Raw genomic sequence first — 18,270 nt, 5'->3', positions numbered from 1 at the left:
ACCGCACTTCAAGCAAGGACCACGCATTATGAAAGAATTGACCCGCAAGCGGATTCTGGTTACCGGTGGCGCCGGATTTCTCGGCTCGCATTTGTGTGAACGGCTCGTGACGCAAGGCCACGATGTGCTGTGCGTCGACAACTTCTACACTGGAATGAAGGACAATATCGCGCATCTGCTCGACTGCGCCAATTTCGAATTGATGCGCCACGACGTGACGTTCCCGCTCTATGTGGAAGTCGATGAGATTTATAACCTCGCGTGCCCTGCTTCGCCGATTCACTACCAGCACGATCCGGTGCAGACCACGAAGACCAGCGTACACGGCGCGATCAATCTGCTCGGCCTCGCCAAACGCGTGAAGGCGAAAATCTTCCAGGCATCGACGAGCGAAGTCTACGGCGATGCACGCGTGCACCCACAGCCCGAAGGCTACTGGGGTCATGTTAACCCGATCGGCCCGCGCTCCTGCTACGACGAAGGCAAACGTTGTGCGGAGACGCTGTTCATGGACTACAGGCGCCAGCATGGTCTGTCGGTCCGCATCGCGCGCATTTTCAACACGTACGGACCACGCACGCATCCGGCCGATGGCCGCGTGATCTCCAATTTCATGATGCAAGCCTTGCGGGGCGAACCGATCACGCTTTACGGCGACGGCTCGCAGACGCGCTCTTTCTGTTACGTGGACGACATGATCGACGCCTTTATCCGCTTGATGAACACGGAAGAGGATCTCGACGCACCCGTGAACCTCGGCAATCCTCATGAAGTCAGCATGCGCGAGATCGCGCAGCGCATCGTGGCGATCACTGCTTCAAATTCGCCGCTCGAAATGCGGCCTCTTCCCGCCGACGACCCGTCGCATCGACAGCCTGATATCACACGTGCCCGCGAGTTGCTCGGCTGGCAGCCACGCACGTCGCTGGACGACGGCCTCGCGCTGACCGCACGCTATTTCCGCGCGCGTATCGAAGCCGGCGCCGCGCCCTTACTCGGACACGCTAGTAATCGCCACGCCTTAGCGTCGGACCACTGAGTGCAAGAGCCGCGTTGACGAGAGCAAGGTGGCTGAGCGCCTGCGGGAAGTTGCCTGCGAGGTGGCGGCCCGGTACGTCGTACTCTTCCGCGAGCAGGCCGAGGTCGTTGGCAACAGCGAGTACCCGTTCGAACTGCGCCCGCGCATCCTGCTGGCGGCCTTGCAATTGCATGCACTCCGCCATCCAGCACGAGCATGCGAGGAACACGCCCTCGTTCGGTCCGTCGGTCACGGGCTTCTTACGGCGAATCAGGCCACCCTCGCTCAACTCGCGCTCGATGGTGGCGATAGTGGACGCCATGCGCGGGTCGTCGACGGGAAGAAAGCCGACCAGCGGCAGCAGCAATATGCTTGCATCGATTGCATGGGTTCCATAGTGCTGGGTGAAGGTGCCCAGGCCCGCGTTCCATGCCTCGCGGCAGATTTCCTCGTGCACGGCGTCGCGCAATGCGCTGATCCGTTCCACCATGGCCGTGCTCACCACGCTTCGCGTTTCGTGGCGTTTGACAAAGCGGTCGAGGGCGACCCATGCCAGCACCTTCGAATACGTGTAATGGCGTGGTTTTGTGCGCGACTCCCACATGCCCGAGCCCGCGTTCTGCCAGATCGATTCGACGTGCTCGATCAGCTTGTACTCCACGACGAATTCCTGCTCACACGGTGCAAGCCCGCCGCGACTAGCCAGATCGAGACACTCGATTACCTCGCCGTACACGTCTAGCTGATGCTGGCTGGAAGCGGCATTGCCGATACGCACCGGCGTGGCGAAACGGTAACCGGGCAACGAGTTCACGCTCCGTTCCGGCAAACGGCGTCCGCCATCCACCCGATACATGATCCGCATTTTGTCCGGCGAGCCCGCAATCGCGCGTAACAGCCAGTCCCGCCAGTCCTGCGCCTCTTCGTGATAGCCGGCGTTGAGCAACGCGGTCATCGTGAAACTCGCATCGCGCAGCCAGCAGTAACGGTAGTCCCAGTTCATCTCGCCGCCGGGCGCTTCGGGCAACGAGGTGGTCGGCGCGGCAACGAGCGCACCGCTGTGCCGATGAATCAGAGCCTTCAACGTGATCAGCGAGCGGCGAACCTGACGCGGCCAGTGCGTCTTGCCGTCGTCGAAGCGGCCGATCCAGTCGCGCCAGAAATGTTGCGTCGAAGTGAGCGCCGCTTCCGCGTCGATCGATGCTGGAAGCGGCTCGTGCGATTGCCCGTAGCTCATGACGAACGCTATGCGCTGCTCTGCCGTTACGTTGAATCGCGCCTCGACCGACTCTCCTTCTATGCGAAGCTTTACGGGCGCGCGCAAAACCACCAGATCGGGCCCGACCTTGGCGATGACATCGTCGCCGGACATTTCGAGCCACGGCGCAAGCGCGCCGTAGTCGAAGCGCAAGCGCACGCAACTGCGCATGGCCACGCTCCCACTCAGCCCAACGACGATGCGTACGATCGAAGAAAACGCCTTATTTACAGGCATGAAATCGATGATTCGCACTTCGCCGCTCGCCGTGCACAAGTCGGTTTCCATGACAAGCGTGTCGTCCTGATACCGACGACTGCGCGCCAGCACCGCGCCGGGCGCCTGAGCCGGCGCGAGAGACCATTGCCCGTGTTCTTCCTTGCCGAGCAGGGAGGCAAAGCAGGCGTCGCCGTCAAACCGCGGCCAGCAGAGCCAGTCGATAGTGCCGTCCCTGCTCAGCAATGCGGCTGTGTCGCCATCGCCCAGCAGTGCATAATCTTCAATCGGCCGGCTCACATTTCCCGCCTTGCAAAGGTTTCATGTTCTTCTCTTTCTGCTCGCCAGGAAACTCAGGCCACTCACGACACCGATGCCGGCCAGCGCCCAGAAGGCGTTGCGATGCCGACTCGTCAGCATTTCCCAACTGGTTGCTCTCGACTGACTGTCGAAGCGGCCATGTGCGCCGTAAGCGCCCGGTATCGGATCGAACAGATTGCCCGGCGTATCCGGTTCCAACAGCTCATCGGTAAGCTGGCCGTCGTAGCCTGCCTTCGCCAGATATTTGTCGATCCATCCCGGCGCAATCCGGTTCGCAAGAATCGCCTTGACCGTGGAGAACCCTACCCAGACTTGCCTGCGGCGATGCGTCGCCGCGAAGAAGATCGCGCGCGCCGCCACTTCCGGCTGGAAAATCGGCGCAACGGGCTGGGCTTTTCGTCCCATCTTGTTGAGCGCCCAGTCGAATTGCGGCGTATTGACGGCGGGCAAATCGACCATGGTCAGATGAACGTTCAGCCGGTCGTGGATGATTTCGGAGCGCAACGCGTCGGTAAAGCCACGCACGGCGAATTTCGCACCGCAGTAAATGGACTGGAGCGGCACGGATCGGTAACCGAGCGCGGAGCCGACATTCACAATGGTGCCGCGATTTCGAGTGCGCATGCGCGCGAGCGCCGCCATCGTGCCATGCACCTGGCCCAGATACGTGACCTGTGTGCCGCGTTCGAACTCTCGCGCGGTGAGCGCCGACACCGGTGCAAAGACCGTCGCCATCGCAACGTTGACCCACACGTCGATCGGTCCGAGTTCCTGTTCGACGCGGGCAGCCGCAGACGCCACTGCTGCCGAATCGGCCACGTCAGTGGGAATGTCGAGCGCACGCACGCCATAGGCCGTTTGCAGTTCGGCGGCGGCGCGTTCCAGACGGGCGGCATCGCGCGCGAGGAGCCCCACATCGTATCCATGCCGCGCAAATTCCTCGACAGCGGCTCGCCCGACGCCCGCGCTAGCGCCGGTAATGACCGCGACCTTGCTCATGCCGTTATCTCCATCGGTTCAGCGTGCGAGCAACTCCACACGCGTTGAAGACCTGCTCCACTTCCGAGGCGTCAGCAATAAGCGGACCTCGCTCGGCTATCCGTTCGCGTCTCGCTCACGTTGATAACGCTGGCTTATAGGAGAAGAGCGAGGAGCAGTTCAGCATTACCGACTGAAAGACAGCGGTACGGCGTTTGCGGCTGGACACTGCAAAGAGGACTTTTTCAGGAGCAGTCCATGGCACAAACTGTCGGCGATTTCATCATTGAACGATTGCATGCGTGGGGCGTCCGTCGCATTTATGGCTATCCCGGCGACGGCATCAACGGCGTATTCGGCGCACTCAACCGCGCACAATCAGAGGCGAAAAAATCGAAGTCGGGCAATCCGACGCAGCCCATCGAATTCATTCAGGTCCGCCATGAAGAAATGGCAGCCTTCATGGCATCCGCGCATGCAAAATTCACTGGCGAGCTGGGCGTGTGCATTGCCACCTCAGGTCCAGGTGCGTCGCATCTGATTACCGGACTTTATGACGCACGAATGGATCATATGCCGGTGCTCGCCATTGCGGGCCAGCAGGCACGGGCTGCGCTGGGCGGTCACTATCAGCAGGAACTCGACCTGCTTTCGTTGTTCAAGGACGTCGCCGGCGCATTCGTCGAACAGGCTTCGGTGCCCGCGCAGGTGCGTCATATCGTGGACCGCGCCGTGCGCACCGCGCTTTCGGAACGCAAAGTAACAGCGATGATCCTGCCTAACGACTTGCAGGACGCCCCTTATGAAGCGCCCGCGCGCAAACACGGCACGCTTCATTCGGGCGTTGGCTATCGCGCGCCGCGCATCGTGCCTTTCCCGGACGATCTACAGCAAGCCGCGAACGTGCTCAACGCTGGCAAGAAGGTGGCGATACTCGTCGGAGCGGGCGCGCTTCATGCCACGGACGAAGTCATCGCCGTCGCCGAAAAACTCGGAGCGGGTGTCGCCAAGGCGTTGCTCGGCAAGGCCGTGCTGCCCGACGATCTGCCGTGGGTCACCGGCTCGATCGGTCTGCTCGGCACCAAGCCGAGTTACGACCTCATGATGGAATGCGACACACTGCTGATGATCGGCTCGGGTTTCCCCTACTCGGAGTTCTTGCCAAAAGAAGGCGAAGCGCGGGGCGTGCAGATCGATGTGAAGGCCGACATGCTGAGCCTGCGCTATCCGATGGAAGTGAATCTCGTCGGCGACAGTGCGGAAACGCTCCGCGCGCTGCTGCCGCTGCTCGAAGAAAAGAAGGATCGCACGTGGCGTAAGAAGATTGAAGGCTGGACCGCCGACTGGTGGAAAACGCTCGATAAGCGCGCACACGTGGCGGGCAAAGACGCAGTCAATCCGCAGCGCACCGTTTGGGAACTGTCCAAACGCATTCCCGCGAACGCCATTGTCACGAGCGATTCGGGTTCCTGCGCGAACTGGTACGCGCGCGACCTCAAGGTGCAGCGCGGCATGATGTGCTCGCTGTCGGGTGGACTCGCATCGATGGGTGCGGCCGTTCCATATGCTATTGCCGCCAAATTTGCGTTTTCCGAGCGTCCGGTGATCGCGCTGGTCGGCGACGGCGCGATGCAGATGAACAACATGGCGGAGCTGATCACCGTATCGAAGTACTGGAAAGACTGGGCCGATCCACGCTGGATCTGCATGGTGCTGAACAACTGCGATCTCAATCAGGTCACCTGGGAGCAGCGTGTCATGGAAGGCGACCCGAAATACGAGGCGTCGCAGGATATTCCGTCGGTGCCGTATCACAAGTTCGCGGAGTTAATCGGCCTGAAAGGCATCTACGTCGACAACGAAGAACAGATGGGCGCCGCATGGGACCAGGCGCTGGCCTCGGACCGCCCCGTCGTGATCGAAGTCAAGGCCGATCCAAACATCGCACCGTTGCCACCGCATATCACGCTCGGGCAGGCCAAGGCATTTGCCTCGACGCTGATGAAGGGCGATCCGAACGAAGGCAACGTGATCGTGGAAACGGCGAAGCAGGTGCTCGGCGCCGTGTTGCCCGGTCATCACGGCAAATGACCAGGCGCGCCCCACCGCAGACGGGCGCGCTGCATGCGCCGATTACCGCCGTGCGCGCGCATGCTTACCGTATTCCGACCGATGCGCCGGAAGCCGACGGCACGTTCGAATGGAACGCGACCACACTTGTCGTCGTGGAAGTGGATGCGGCCGGCCAAAGCGGAATCGGCTATACGTATAGCGATAAAAGTGTGACCGGCCTGATTTGCGACACGCTCGGCGAATGCATCTTGCAGCGCGACGCGTGGGACATCCGCGCGATCTGGGACCGCATGCAGCGCCAGGTGCGCAACCTCGGCCGCTCGGGTCTCGCCGCCACGGCTATCTCTGCGGTGGACTGCGCACTGTGGGACCTCAAGGCGAAACTGCTCGACGTGCCGCTCGTGCGCCTGCTCGGCGCCGCGCGCGAGTCGGTGCCGATATACGGCAGCGGCGGCTTCACGACCTACAGCGATAAGCAGATACGCGAGCAGCTAGGCGGCTGGGTGGAGCGCGACGGCTGCCGCTGGGTGAAGATCAAGATCGGCAGCGAGCCGGATAAAGACCCCGCGCGCGTGCAAACAGCGCGCGCGGCGATCGGCGATGCCGGCCTGTTCGTCGACGCCAACGGCGCGTTCACGCCGCAAACCGCTTTGCTTTGGGCGCGGCGCTGTATCGACCAGCAGGTGCAATGGTTCGAAGAACCGGTTTCCTCGGACGACCGATCTGGTCTGCGCTTCGTGCGCGAACACGCGCCGCCCGGCATGGAGATCGCCGCCGGCGAATACGGCTACACGCTCGACGATTTCCGGCATCTGCTCAGCTCGCAAGCCGTGGATGTCCTGCAGGCCGACGTGAGCCGTTGCGGCGGGATCACCGGCTTCATGCAGGCTGCGGCGCTTTGCGACGCGTTTCATGTGCCGCTGTCGGCGCACTGCGCGCCTGCGCTGCATCTGCACGTTGCGTGCGCGGTGCCGCGTCTGCGTCATCAGGAGTGGTTTCACGATCACGTGCGGATCGAATCGCTGCTGTTCGACGGCGCACCGCGCGCGGCGAACGGTGCGATCGCGCCGGACCTGACGCGCCCCGGTTGCGGCCTCGAGTTCAAACTCCGCGATGCAACCTCGTACCAGATCAAATAGCGGGGAACGACGCATGACCTCTCAACGACTTCCGGGCCTGCTGTACGCGGTCGCCGGCGTGACCGCCGTGGCGGCGCTGGCGTTGCGTCCGGCGAAGCACGAAACGGCTGGCACGCAGGAGATCGGTGCAATCAGGGACGCGTTCGCGAGACCCGTCCGATCGCCCGCGCTGCGGACACCGCGTGTTCGAGCGCATATCGCCGCTGCTCAGCGTTTCAATCACAGTTCCGCGCTGCTCGCGCTCTCGGTGCTCGCCGACAGCGCCATGGAGCACTATCGCGGATCGTTCGACAATCCGGCGATGTTCACGCCGCTCGTCTCCGGCACGCTGTCCTTGCTGGCCGGTCTGCATGGCGGCCGCGATCACCGGCAGCAGACTCATCAGGTGCGTCATGCCATCTATCTGGCGGCCGCCGCCGCGGGCATAGCAGGTACCGGTTTCCATCTGTACAACGTCACGAAGCGGCCCGGCGGCTGGAGCTGGAACAACCTCTTTCATGCCGCGCCGCTAGGTGCGCCAATGGCGCTGTTGCTCTCCGGCGCGCTGGGCGCGGTGGCGGAACAACTGCGCGACGAGCCGACGCACGATCCGCAATTGTTCGGCATGCCGGCCGGGCGCGCGCTTGGTCTGCTGGTCAGCGCGGGGTTGATCGGCACAGCGGGTGAGGCCGCGCTGCTGCATTTTCGCGGCGCGTTCCAGCATCGCGCAATGTATGCACCCGTCTCGGTGCCGCCACTCGCCGCCGTGCTGCTTGCCCAGGCCGCGCTCGCCGTGCCGCGCGAGCGCTGGTTCACACGCTTCTGGTTGCGCGCTACCACGGCGCTCGGTTTCGTCGGCGCGGGCTTTCACGCGCGCGGCATCGCGCGCCGGCAAGGCGGCTGGCGCAACTGGAGCCAGAACATCTTCAGCGGACCGCCGTTGCCCGCGCCACCCAGCTTCTCGGCCTTGGCACTGGCCGGTCTCGCCGCTTTGCGTTTGAGGGAGAGCGAAACATGAACGATACCAGGCACGCGAAGAGAGCCACCCGCTATCCGGGCTACGACGTGCTCGACAAACGCGACACGCCGTCGTGGGACGAGGCCACTCGCGCAGTGATCGCGCAGCGGCTCGCCACGCCCGCCGAGCCGCATTTCTTTAACGCCGTCGAATGGCTGGCGGTGTGCGCCGTGTGCGCGTGCATCGTGCCGCAGGCGAATGCGCAGCCGGTGGTGCCGCTTGCGCAGCTGCTCGATGCAAAGCTCGCGCAAAATACCGGCGACGGGTATCGCGACGCACGTCTGCCGCCGCTGCAGCAGGCGTGGCGCACGGGCCTTGCCGCGCTCGATGTGGAAAGCCGCGCGCGTCACGGTCTGCCGTTCGGCAGCCTCGACAAGCCGGGTCAGCACGCACTGCTCGACTCGATGCAACGCGGCGAGCTGACCGGCGACGCGTGGAACGGCATGCCCGCCGCCGTGTTCTTCGCCGAACGTCTGCTGCACGATATCTGCGGCATGTACTACGCACACCCCCACGCGTGGAGCGAAATGGGCTTTGGCGGGCCGGCGAATCCGCGGGGCTACGTGCGCCTTTACTACGACCGCCGCGACCCGTGGGAGGCCGCCGAGGCCAAACCCGGCGACACGGACAAAGCCCGTAAGGAGAACCAGCGTGCTCGATGAAGCGCAACATCATCCACGTGGCACGAACGGGCGCGCTCCCGATGTGTTCGAGCGCGGCGGCTGGATACCCATGCGCGAATATCCGAACGGCGAGGAAGTCGATTTCGCGATTGTCGGCACCGGCGCGGGCGGCGGCGCGCTCGCCTGCCGGCTGGCGGAACAGGGCTTTAGCGTCGTCGCATTCGATGCCGGCGCGTGGTGGCGCCCACTCGAAGAATTCGCCTCTGACGAACACCACCAGTCCAAGCTCTACTGGACCGACGAGCGCATCTGCGACGGCGAAAACCCGCTCAAGCTCGGCAATAACAACAGCGGCAAAGCGGTTGGCGGCAGCACGGTGCACTTTGCAATGGTGTCGCTGCGCTTTCGACCGGAGTGGTTCAAGTCGCGCAGCGTGCTCGGTTATGGCGCCGACTGGCCGCTCGACTGGCAGGAGATGTGGCGCTATTACACACAGGTCGAAGACGCATTGAAGATTTCCGGGCCGGTCAACTACCCGTGGGGACCGAAGCGCCCGCGCTATCCGTATCGCGCGCACGAACTGAATGCCGCGGCGCTCGTGCTCGCGCGCGGCGCGCAGGCGCTGGGTATCGACTGGACCGCGACGCCGCTCGCAACACTATCCGCGCCGCGTGGGAAGGCCCATCCCTGCGTCTATCGCGGATTCTGCACGTCGGGATGCGCGACCAATGCCAAGCAAAGCGCGCTCGTCACGTGGATTCCACGCGCGGTGAACGCCGGCGCCGAGATACGCGATCTGGCAATGGTGGGTCGAATTGCCACCAACGACGCAGGCCTTGTTACCGGCGTGGAATATCTGCGCGAAGGACGCTGGCAATTCCAGCGCGCGAAAAACGTGGTGGTGGCGGGCTACGCGATCGAAACACCGCGCCTGTTGCTGATGTCGGCGAACGGACGCTATCCGGACGGTCTCGCGAATAGCTCGGGGCTTGTCGGCAAGAACCTGATGGCGCAGTCGAATCAGGCCGTCTACGGCACCTTCGACGAAGAAATCCGCTGGTACAAGGGACCGCCTTCGCTCGCCATTACCGAACACTGGAACTACAAGGACACGGGTAAAGACTTCTTCGGCGGTTACTCGTATATGAGCCAGGGGCCGCTGCCTGTTGCCTGGGCGAGCGTGCAGAACGGGCGCGGTTTGTGGGGCGATGCACTGACCCGCGAGATGCAAAAGTATAACCATCAGGCCGGTCTGAAGATAGTCGGCGAGATGTTGCCGCAGGAACGCAACCGCGTAACGCTCGCCGATGAGAAAGACCAGTACGGTCTGCCCGTCGCGCGCGTAACGTATTCGATGTGCGACAACGACAAGCGGCTGATCACGCACTCGCTGAACTTCATGGAACAGGCGCTCGCGGCAGCTGGCGGCATCGACATCTGGCGCGAAACCGACGACACGTGCCACCTCAACGGCACGGCGTGCATGGGCGCGCATCCGTCGACGAGCGTGGTCAACGCCGACTGCCGCAGTTGGGATATCCCGAACTTGTGGGTCTGCGACGGTTCAGTGTTTCCGACCGTGGGCGGCGTGAATCCTTCGCTGACAATCCAGGCCATAGCCTGCCGGACCGCCGACCGTATCGTCGAACTCGCTGCGCGCGGCGAACTGTAGGAAGTGGCCGACGGCGCGCTGGTTTACGCCAGGAATACCCGTTGCTCGATTGCCGGTGTGATGCGTGCGTCGCTTCGCGACGCCCACAGCAGCCACCCGCCGAGACGGGGAGTTGATACATGTCCGACACCGACAACCAGTTCACGATAGTGGGATCGGTTTACATATGATTCGGCCTGCTTTGCAGATGGGACAGTACGTATCCGCTCATGCAACCGGTATTTCCGGTCTTCAATCGTAGCGTTCCGAATCCAATCAGACATTTGGCGGGTGCCGGGAACAGCGGTTGCGGACAGGCAGTTAATCGCAAGTCGTTCGGTCTGCTTTGAATCACTGATTGCCTGGCGCGGCAACTCGGCCTGGCAGGCGGGACTTTCGAAACGAGCTTAAAAGTTGGGGACGGTGCGCAGGTTCTACCGCACCGGATTTGCGTGGTTCGCATGCGCGCCGCCCACCCAGCGAGGTGGGCATTTTTTTCGCATCCAGCCGCCTGCCGACTGCATCGCGCGACCGGCGGACAGAGAAGTCCTGGCTCGCTATGGAACTACGTGGCCATTCATGTACAGCGGACCCAAATACGAGAAGCCATGGAAGACAGATCGACCGCCATATGCATTCGTGACGGGCGCATACTACTCGTCGCTCGGGAGCACTCCTCACGAGTGACCAGGTGGTCATTGCCCGGCGGCAAGCGAACCGTGTCCGAGACCCCGGCCGAAGCGTGCCGTCGGGAATTGGTGGAAGAGACGTCGATTAGCCCGCTGAGTCTCGACTATCTGTTTCAGTTCGGCGGGCTCGCCAAACGGCATTATGTTTTTCTCGCCGAATTTGGCGCCGGATGTGCCAGCCCGCGCCAGCAATGAAATTGCGGCGTGTGGATGGTTCACCCCTCGAAAGATTGCGACTTTGCCGGCGAGCGTTCCGACTCGCGAAATCGTGGCGCTCTTCATTCGGCGCTGCGCCCACCCGGCGCTCAAGTGAGCGGCACCTGGACGCCACGCGCCACCTGGCAACCTGAAGCACAGAGCCGGCGCAGCGCTATTGCGAACTGGAGGGCTGCGCGTTCGGCGACTGATTCATCGTCGCCTCGCTGCCGGCAGGGCCAACGCTGCTTGCCGCCGAACCGGCGGAAGCGTTCGCACGTTTCGCGGCGTCGCTACTATCCGTGCCGTTCGCCGCCGCGGAGTTGCTTATCACGCCGCTGCTGGCGGCATCCATTGAAGAAACCTTACCGCTCTCGTTACCTGCACGTTTGCAGCCTGCTCCGGCTGCTGCCATGGCGGCAATACAAAGGACGGCGGCGGCGTAATTCAGTCCGCGGTTCATGGCATTAGCTCCTGTTCGGTATAGCCGCAGGCCTGCCTTGGTAAGTAAGGAACGTGCGCACGGCGTCGCCCGATAAGTGAGCATTGGGCATGCCTCGCAGAGGTACGGGCGTTGCGCCATTGCACGAAGCCGGTCACGACAGGCGCATGCGCGCCCGACCCCCACAAGGATGTCACCATTAGGCAGCCCGTAAAACTGGCGCGGATGTTCGACCCCGGACGCGATCTTGAACGCGTTGCAAATCGCCACAGCGATAGCCGTATGCCACTGTCGACGGAATGACGACGCGGTCGCCGGCTTTCAAATCGCGCACGTGCTCACCGATCTTTTCGACCACGCCGACACCTTCGTGCCCGGCACGCTGCGTAAGCGTCGCGCGCGGTGCGTCCGTTGCATGACGGATGGCGCTGCAAGCGGTATTCCTGCAATGCGTGGACTTTTGCTTTGAACTTGAATCGCTATTTCGTCGATTCAATTCAATCGTCTCGTTCAGCGCGCGGGTTCCGGTCGCATTACATCGCCCCTCGATCGCGCCTGCTGTCCGCTCGCGCTACGGTTTGAGTACCACCTTGATGCAACCGTCCTCCTTGTCGCGGAATGTCTGGTACATGCCAGGACCATCTTCCAGCGACACTGTGTAAGTAACGACAAAAGAAGGATCGATCTGACCTTCCTGTATGCGTTTGAGCAGGTCATCGGTCCATCGGTTGACGTGGGTCTGCCCCATCTTCCAGGTCAGCCCCTTGTTCATCGATGCGCCGAACAGGATCTTGTCGATCAGTCCGCCATACACGCCCGGCACCGAGAGCGTGCCTGCCGGGCGGCACACGTAAATCATTTCACGCAGCACATGCGGGCGATCGGTCTCCAGCATCACCGCTTGCTTGACCCTGTCGTACACGGCGTCGAACGAGCGCGTAGCGTGCGATTCCATGCCGACCGCGTCGATGCACTTTTCCGCACCTTTTCCCTGCGTGAGGTCCTTGAGGCGATCAAGGACGCTTCCCTGATCGAAGTTGATCGTGACTGCCCCGGTCGCTTGCGCCATGGCGAGCCGCTCAGGCACACGGTCGATCACGACCACCTGCTTCGCACCTAGCAGGATCGCGCTACGAATCGCCATCTGCCCGACCGGTCCCGCTCCCCAGATGGCAACGGTGTCGTCAGGCTGGATATCGCAGTTCAGCGCGGCCTGCCACCCAGTTAGGAAAATGTCACCGAGAAACAGGACCTGCTCGTCGGTGAGTCCCTCCGGAATCTTGACGTGTGTAGTGTCTGCCATCGGAACGCGAACATATTCCGCCTGGCCGCCGGGATAGCCTCCGGTCAGATGTGAGTAGCCAAAAAGTCCGGCGGTGGTATAACCGAAGACCTTATCGGCTTTCTCCTTGTTCCCCATGCCCGCAAGCTACGCATAAGCAGCTTCCGTAGAACCGGCAATAATGTGCGAGAGAGGCGAATCTCGTGAAGCGCATGCATGGGGCGCCGAGTGATCCGCCGCCTGATCCTGCTTCCCCTCGCCGAACCCTGTCTATCGTTGACGCATGCGCTATGCCTGGCAGCCACAGAATCAAAGAAAGTCTGCTGCCTTTGCTTTGGTAGGTGGTCCGCAAATTGCGCTAAGACGCGTGTGGAGACAATGGTCGGGGGCACGATGAAAATTCCGGAATCAGCCGTATCGTTCCTGTCGTCGCGTGGCCTCAGACTCGCGACTGCTGAATCCTGCACGGCAGGTCAAATTGCGTCGTATCTCGCAAGGGTGCCCGGCAGCGGCTCCTGTCTGGATGTGGGGTTCATCAGCTACTCCCCTTCGGGCAAGGTCGGATTCCTCGGTGTAAAAGCAACTACGATCCGTGACTACGGGCTGACCAGCGAGGAAGTTGCAAAAGAAATGGCAGAAGGTGCGCTTTGCCAGGAAGGTTGCTGCGCAGATGTAGCGGTGTCGAACACGGGCGTGGCCGACGAGGTTCCTGAAGGCGATCCGCCTGCGGGCACGCAATGTTTTGCCTGGTCATTCCGCACGCGCGAAGAAGCTCTCGTGACCTTTTCAGAAACCCGCCGGTTTCGCGGCGAGCGCAACGACGTTCGCTCAGCCGCCGCACTCTATGCGCTGTCACGTATTGAACATTATTTCAACCAGCTTCCGCTCGTAAGCCGAGGTCGGCATCCGGAGGGATCGTGTTGATCAGCAAGCCCTTTTCCGGGGGGCATTCGCGGCCTTCGCCGTCGACAAGCGGGCCGTCCGGCAATGCACTCTCACCTTGATCTGGAAAAACATGCCATCAGATAACCTCTCAATGTCGCCCACCATCACCTCCATGATTCGCCTGGACCATATGCATGCCCTTGCGGCATTTCATCGGTACCATCCGGATAGTCTGGGCTGGCGCAAGCGCGCTATCGTCTCTTCGACCTGCGCCGCGTTGGAGATTCATGCGCAACTCGAAGAAGAAATCTTTTATCCCGCCATTGCCCGCGTTTTGCCAGACGACGATACGCTGCGCAAGAGCCAGCCTGAACACGACAAAATGCGGAAAATGATCCGCAAACTTCGAGAGATGAACCCCGATGACTCAGCCTACGACAACTCGTTTTTTCAATTGATGCGTGAAGTTATTCATCACGTCGCTGACGAAGAAGCCGTGTTGCTACCCGCTGCCGAGCGGGCGCTTAAGAGCGAACTGCGTACTCTGGGGGCTGGCATGACGCGGCGGCGGATGCGGTTGCTTGCGCAGCGCCCTGGCGAAATTGCCATCAACACTGCCGGGACCTTTCCATTGGCAACGCTCGGCATGGGCGCCTTGCTGATTTTGATGGGCTCGCGCTGTTTGCGCAGTAGCGCGCGATCGGTCCGGTAGACACCATGGTGGGGCGCGTGCACCTCCGCCCGCGCCCCACTCAGAAGGCTCGCCACAGAAGCGTCCGGTTACTCGGATACACCTTTCTTCGCGGCCAGATCCTGCGCCATTTTGTAATGCTCCTTGATGGTCGGCAAGGCCTTCTGCGCAGCTGCCTTGAGGTCCGCGTTCTGCCCTTGCTCGGCTTCCTTCTCGAACGCCGCTATCGCCGCCTTGTGCCCCTGGAGGCCCACCTTCTGGATGTACGCCTGGTCGAAAGCTTTGCCTTTCAGCGGCTTCAGGGAGTCCAGCACCGCCGTATCGGAATTGTCCTTGGGAACTTCTACACCATGCGGCGCCGCCATCTTTAACTGAAGTGTCAGCTTGGTGTGGTCCATCATCATATGATGAGCAAACGACTTCACGTCTTTATCGGTCGACGTGCTGGTCGCGAGCTTTGAAGCGTCAATCTCGGTTGACGAAGACATTGTCGCGGCCTGCACGAAATCCTTGTCCACCTGCGGCAGCTGATTAGCGGCGGTGGTCGATGCGGCTTGCGTCTGGGCCAAAGCGGCAGGACCCGCGAGGCAGAGAATACTGGAAGTGAATGTGACAACAAATGCTTTTTTCATGGAACCCTCTTGATGTGTTCAGGATGACGGACGACTCGGCATCGTCGCAGCAAGCCACATACCCTGAACCGCTGTGCGTGAATCGCTGGAATTTTGCAAAGGGTATCAGTGGCCGCGGAGCACTCGCGCGCTCCGCAGTCCGAGGTCGCTCTACGCTCGTTCAGGCCTCAGCTTTCGCGTGGCCAGCCTTCGACTTACTGCTGCTCTTTCGTGTGGTTTCATCTTCGCCGTCCTGCTGCGAGGCATTCGCGTTACCCGCCCTTTCGGCAAACTCACTCAACTTCAGAATCAGTCGCCTTTTCTTCCTCGAGCGTTGCCTCGAGCAGCTTCACCCCCTCGGCGAAACGAAGTTGCTTACCGATAGCGCAAAGACTGCCGTATGCAGCGATTTCGTAATGCTCGACCTTCTGCGCCGCGGCCACGAGCCCCGCGTCCAGGACCGGCCCTTTCTCGATCTCGTCGATCAGTTCCTGACCTTCCTCGATCAATCCTTCCATTGCCACGCACTTCATTCGCTTCAAACGGATGTTGCACGTCTCGACAACCTGATCGATCCGTTCCACCCGCCCTTGCGTTTCTTCAAGGTGAAGCTTGAGCGCTTCGCCAGTTGCGGATCGGAAGCGGCGCTTGACAGCTTAGCCAGGGCATTGGTCAACTGCTTTTCCGCACTATAGATATCGGAAAGTATGTGGACAAACAGATCATCGATGGTCTTGCGCTGTGCGACGGTGCACTCCTCATACGGTGAGCGGAGCCTGTCACGGCGCAACGGCAGTGCCCGCTGGCCGCAAAAGAGGGCGGCGATTCAATGCCCATCCCCCTTTGCAGAACGCTATTTGTGCAGTTTGTCCCGCAGCGAACTGACGTCGTTCGCAGTGATCTGCTGTGCGTTGTTGCCCCACGCGCCGCGAATGTAAGTCAGCACCTGGGCGATCTGCACGTCGGCCAGCGTCCCGGCGAAACGCGGCATCTGCTGGCGCCGCGGCCCGGTCAGCGTCGAAGGGCTATTGCCACCTTCCACCATGAGGCGAATCAGCGACGTCGTGTCCTCCGCGAGCACTGACGAATTGCCCGCAAGAGCGGGAAAAGCGTTGCGCAACCCCTCGCCCGCCGCGCCATGACACTGCGCGCAAAACGATCGATAAATATTGAAGCCCACCGATAGCGTGTCCAGCACCCGGCTGCCGTTGATTGGTTTGCGCGCAGCGTCCTCCTGCGGCGCGTAAGTACCCGACGCCCCGCGCGGCGGCAATGACTTGAGATAGCGGCCGATGGCGAGCAGGTCGTCGTCCGTGAGATATTGCGAACTGTCCTCGATTTGCTGGACCATGCTGCCGTAGGCGACGTTACCGCCAGCGTGTCCCGTCTTCAGAAACGCGGCAATTTCGTTCGCCTGCCAGCGACCGAGGCCTGAGCCGCGGTCGCCCGTAAGATTCGGCGCGAACCAATGGTCATTGACGCTGCCGGTCAGAAAATTTGCCGACGATTCGTCGGTCCCGCTTTCCTGGTACCCCGCGCCGCGCGGCGTGTGACAACTGCCGCAATGTCCGAGGGATTGCACCAGATAGGCTCCGCGATTCCACTGTGCGTCATGGGCGGCACGCGGCTCATAAGGCTTGCCAGGCACGAAGGCCATCTGCCAGATCCACAGGCCCCAACGCTGGTTGAATGGAAAGGAGACATCTGACTTGATGTTGGGCTTCGGCACCGGCGCAACGCCGTGCATCATGAACGCGTAGAGTGCCCGCAGATCGGCTTCGTCCATCTTCGCGTAGGCCGTGTACGGCATGGCCGGATAGAGCCGCTTGCCGCCGCGTGCAATGCCTTTGCGCAAGACGCGCGAAAAGTCGTCGTAACTGTATGCGCCGATTCCGAAACGGGGGTCGGGCGTGATGTTGGTCGACTCGATGGTGCCAAATGGCGAACTGATGCCGAGGCCGCCCGCGTACGGCGCACCGCCTTGGGTCGCGGTGTGGCAACCCGCGCAATCGCCGGCTTTGGCGATATACGCTCCGCGGGCGAGCATCGCAGCGTCGGGCTGTGTCATTGCGAGCGTCGGCAAAGCGGCCGCGAGGCCGGAGGCCGCACCCTTACCTGCCGCGCCGGTCATGCGCGCGGCTGACGCTTCCTCACCGTACACGTCGCGCAGTGCCGAAGCTGGCCAAACGACTGCCAGCATGAACGGTATGACGCCCAGCATCAACGACGACCGGCTTGCCGCACGTCTGCGCAATGTACGTAGTGCGCTCATTGCACGCTCTCCTCCGGCGAGGCCGCCGCGGATTCCGCGCGGGCTCGTGGCGGCTCATAGCCTCGCAGCCATCGCATCCCAATCGTCAGGCCGCCAATCAGATAAGCCGCCGCGCCCGGCACCCACATGATGAGCCCACCCGCCTGCTGGTCGTGTAACGGATCGAAGCCCAGCGCACTGGTGGGCTCGACGTAAGACGGATACCACAGGCCCGGCGCGAGCGCGATCAACGCGCCGAGCGCGCTGGTATGGACCATGGTCGTGAAGACGGACAGCATTGCATGGCCGCCCGATCGACGGGACACGCCTTCGCCGAATACGGTCCACCAGAAAACCAGCGCGCTCAGCATGAAGCTCGTATGCTGCAGCGTATGTATCCACAGATGCGCGAGAGCAGCCTCGAACAGCGCCGGTGCATGCCAGCCCCACAGCGCGGCGGCATGCAGGATCCATCCCGCAAGCGGTGATGTGATGCGGCGCCAGACGCGCGCGAACGTGGGTGCCAGCACCGACCGCCCAATCCAGCGGCGTCCCGCTCGCGGCAGAGACCAGATCCAGACACCGAGCGGGCGCCCGAGCACGAGAAGCGGTGCGGCAATCAGCATCATCGTTTCATGCTGCACCATGTGCGCGGAAAAAAGCGCTGCAGAAAGCGTGTCGAGCGGGGAGCACAACGCGAATATCAGGGCGAGCGTCCCGGTCGCGAATGCGCCGGCGTGCCAGGTCCGCCGCGAGCGACTGCGCCGCGAACCGCGCCGCAACAATCGAAGATAGCCGCTCGCGTAGGCGGCCGTACTGAGAAACAGGAGCACGGCAACCCACGCGTCGAAGGACCAGCCGAACGATGGCGCGGCTTTCTCCGCGTCGGTAAGCACATGCGCCCACGTCGGCGAAGGGTGTAGCAGCAGCATGGCGGCAGGCGCGGCGAT

13 protein-coding genes and 4 pseudogenes are annotated in these 18,270 nt (G+C 62.2%); 9 read left to right on the top strand and 8 right to left on the bottom strand.

The features are described 5' to 3' along the window. Nucleotides 1-28: 28 nt before the first annotated feature. Nucleotides 29-1,039: a UDP-glucuronic acid decarboxylase family protein gene (locus B0G82_RS38185; RefSeq protein WP_121311385.1), complete on the top strand. Its 1,011-nt coding sequence runs from the start codon at nt 29-31 to the stop codon at nt 1,037-1,039. On the opposite strand, the gene B0G82_RS38180 is transcribed toward B0G82_RS38185, so the two are convergent. Together B0G82_RS38180 and B0G82_RS38175 are read right to left on the bottom strand one after the other, a co-directional pair. Continuing rightward, entirely contained in the window at nt 1,005-2,792 is a 1,788-nt protein-coding gene (locus tag B0G82_RS38180) for a glycoside hydrolase family 15 protein (RefSeq protein ID WP_121311384.1), read from the bottom strand. The two genes, B0G82_RS38185 and B0G82_RS38180, sit on opposite strands and share 35 nt — an antisense overlap. A gap of 21 nt (nt 2,793-2,813) precedes the next feature. Further along, a complete protein-coding gene (locus B0G82_RS38175; RefSeq protein WP_121311383.1) occupies nt 2,814-3,812 on the bottom strand; it encodes an SDR family oxidoreductase in 999 nt (332 codons plus the stop codon). Between the two features lie 237 nt (nt 3,813-4,049). On the opposite strand from B0G82_RS38175, the gene B0G82_RS38170 reads away from it, so the two are divergent. The 6 genes and pseudogenes from B0G82_RS38170 (at nt 4,050) to B0G82_RS38145 (ending at nt 11,276) form a co-directional block, all read left to right on the top strand. Next, complete coding sequence (locus B0G82_RS38170) at nt 4,050-5,882, top strand: thiamine pyrophosphate-requiring protein (protein ID WP_121311382.1); 1,833 nt, start codon at nt 4,050-4,052, stop codon at nt 5,880-5,882. After that, complete coding sequence (locus B0G82_RS38165) at nt 5,879-7,003, top strand: enolase C-terminal domain-like protein (RefSeq protein WP_121311381.1); 1,125 nt, start codon at nt 5,879-5,881, stop codon at nt 7,001-7,003. The genes B0G82_RS38170 and B0G82_RS38165 overlap by 4 nt, the downstream gene beginning before the upstream one ends. A 13-nt stretch (nt 7,004-7,016) precedes the next feature. Next, the gene (locus B0G82_RS38160) at nt 7,017-8,000 is read left to right on the top strand and encodes a hypothetical protein (protein ID WP_121311380.1); all 984 of its coding nucleotides are present in this window, start codon (nt 7,017-7,019) and stop codon (nt 7,998-8,000) included. After that, complete coding sequence (locus B0G82_RS38155) at nt 7,997-8,662, top strand: gluconate 2-dehydrogenase subunit 3 family protein (protein ID WP_106286248.1); 666 nt, start codon at nt 7,997-7,999, stop codon at nt 8,660-8,662. The genes B0G82_RS38160 and B0G82_RS38155 overlap by 4 nt, the downstream gene beginning before the upstream one ends. Then, nucleotides 8,652-10,295 (top strand): GMC family oxidoreductase, encoded by a 1,644-nt coding sequence (locus tag B0G82_RS38150; protein WP_121311379.1) that lies wholly within the window; start codon nt 8,652-8,654, stop codon nt 10,293-10,295. The genes B0G82_RS38155 and B0G82_RS38150 overlap by 11 nt, the downstream gene beginning before the upstream one ends. A gap of 587 nt (nt 10,296-10,882) precedes the next feature. After that, nucleotides 10,883-11,276, top strand: a pseudogene (locus B0G82_RS38145) (NUDIX domain-containing protein). Nucleotides 11,277-11,883: 607 nt separating this feature from the next. Here the strand turns inward: B0G82_RS38145 and B0G82_RS40915 are convergent. Continuing rightward, nucleotides 11,884-11,976 (bottom strand): annotated as a pseudogene (locus tag B0G82_RS40915) (alcohol dehydrogenase catalytic domain-containing protein); the annotation flags it as partial. A gap of 195 nt (nt 11,977-12,171) precedes the next feature. After that, nucleotides 12,172-13,014: pseudogene (locus tag B0G82_RS38130) on the bottom strand (zinc-binding dehydrogenase); the annotation flags it as partial. A gap of 261 nt (nt 13,015-13,275) precedes the next feature. On the opposite strand from B0G82_RS38130, the gene B0G82_RS38125 reads away from it, so the two are divergent. Together B0G82_RS38125 and B0G82_RS38120 are read left to right on the top strand one after the other, a co-directional pair. Further along, nucleotides 13,276-13,806: a nicotinamide-nucleotide amidohydrolase family protein gene (locus tag B0G82_RS38125; protein WP_121311554.1), complete on the top strand. Its 531-nt coding sequence runs from the start codon at nt 13,276-13,278 to the stop codon at nt 13,804-13,806. A gap of 91 nt (nt 13,807-13,897) precedes the next feature. After that, nucleotides 13,898-14,479 carry a hemerythrin domain-containing protein gene (locus B0G82_RS38120; RefSeq protein ID WP_121311376.1) on the top strand — a complete coding sequence of 194 codons (582 nt, stop codon included), beginning with the start codon at nt 13,898-13,900 and terminating at the stop codon, nt 14,477-14,479. A gap of 68 nt (nt 14,480-14,547) precedes the next feature. Here the strand turns inward: B0G82_RS38120 and B0G82_RS38115 are convergent, their stop codons facing one another. The 4 genes and pseudogenes from B0G82_RS38115 to B0G82_RS38100 all read right to left on the bottom strand — a co-directional run bounded on the left by B0G82_RS38115 (nt 14,548) and on the right by B0G82_RS38100 (nt 18,252). Further along, the gene (locus B0G82_RS38115) at nt 14,548-15,090 is read right to left on the bottom strand and encodes a DUF4142 domain-containing protein (RefSeq protein WP_121311375.1); all 543 of its coding nucleotides are present in this window, start codon (nt 15,088-15,090) and stop codon (nt 14,548-14,550) included. A 160-nt stretch (nt 15,091-15,250) separates the two neighbouring features. Next, nucleotides 15,251-15,859 (bottom strand): annotated as a pseudogene (locus B0G82_RS38110) (ferritin-like domain-containing protein). A 63-nt stretch (nt 15,860-15,922) separates the two neighbouring features. Further along, nucleotides 15,923-17,200 carry a cytochrome c gene (locus B0G82_RS38105; protein ID WP_199730290.1) on the bottom strand — a complete coding sequence of 426 codons (1,278 nt, stop codon included), beginning with the start codon at nt 17,198-17,200 and terminating at the stop codon, nt 15,923-15,925. A gap of 137 nt (nt 17,201-17,337) precedes the next feature. Continuing rightward, a complete protein-coding gene (locus B0G82_RS38100) occupies nt 17,338-18,252 on the bottom strand; it encodes a cytochrome c oxidase assembly protein (protein WP_121311552.1) in 915 nt (304 codons plus the stop codon). Nucleotides 18,253-18,270: the final 18 nt, after the last annotated feature.

The sequence above is a fragment of the Paraburkholderia sp. BL17N1 genome (assembly GCF_003634175.1).
In the GTDB taxonomy this organism is placed as follows: Bacteria; Pseudomonadota; Gammaproteobacteria; order Burkholderiales; family Burkholderiaceae; genus Paraburkholderia.
The sequence above is the reverse complement of the archived record's forward strand: the minus strand, read 5'-3'. Positions and strand labels throughout refer to the sequence as shown.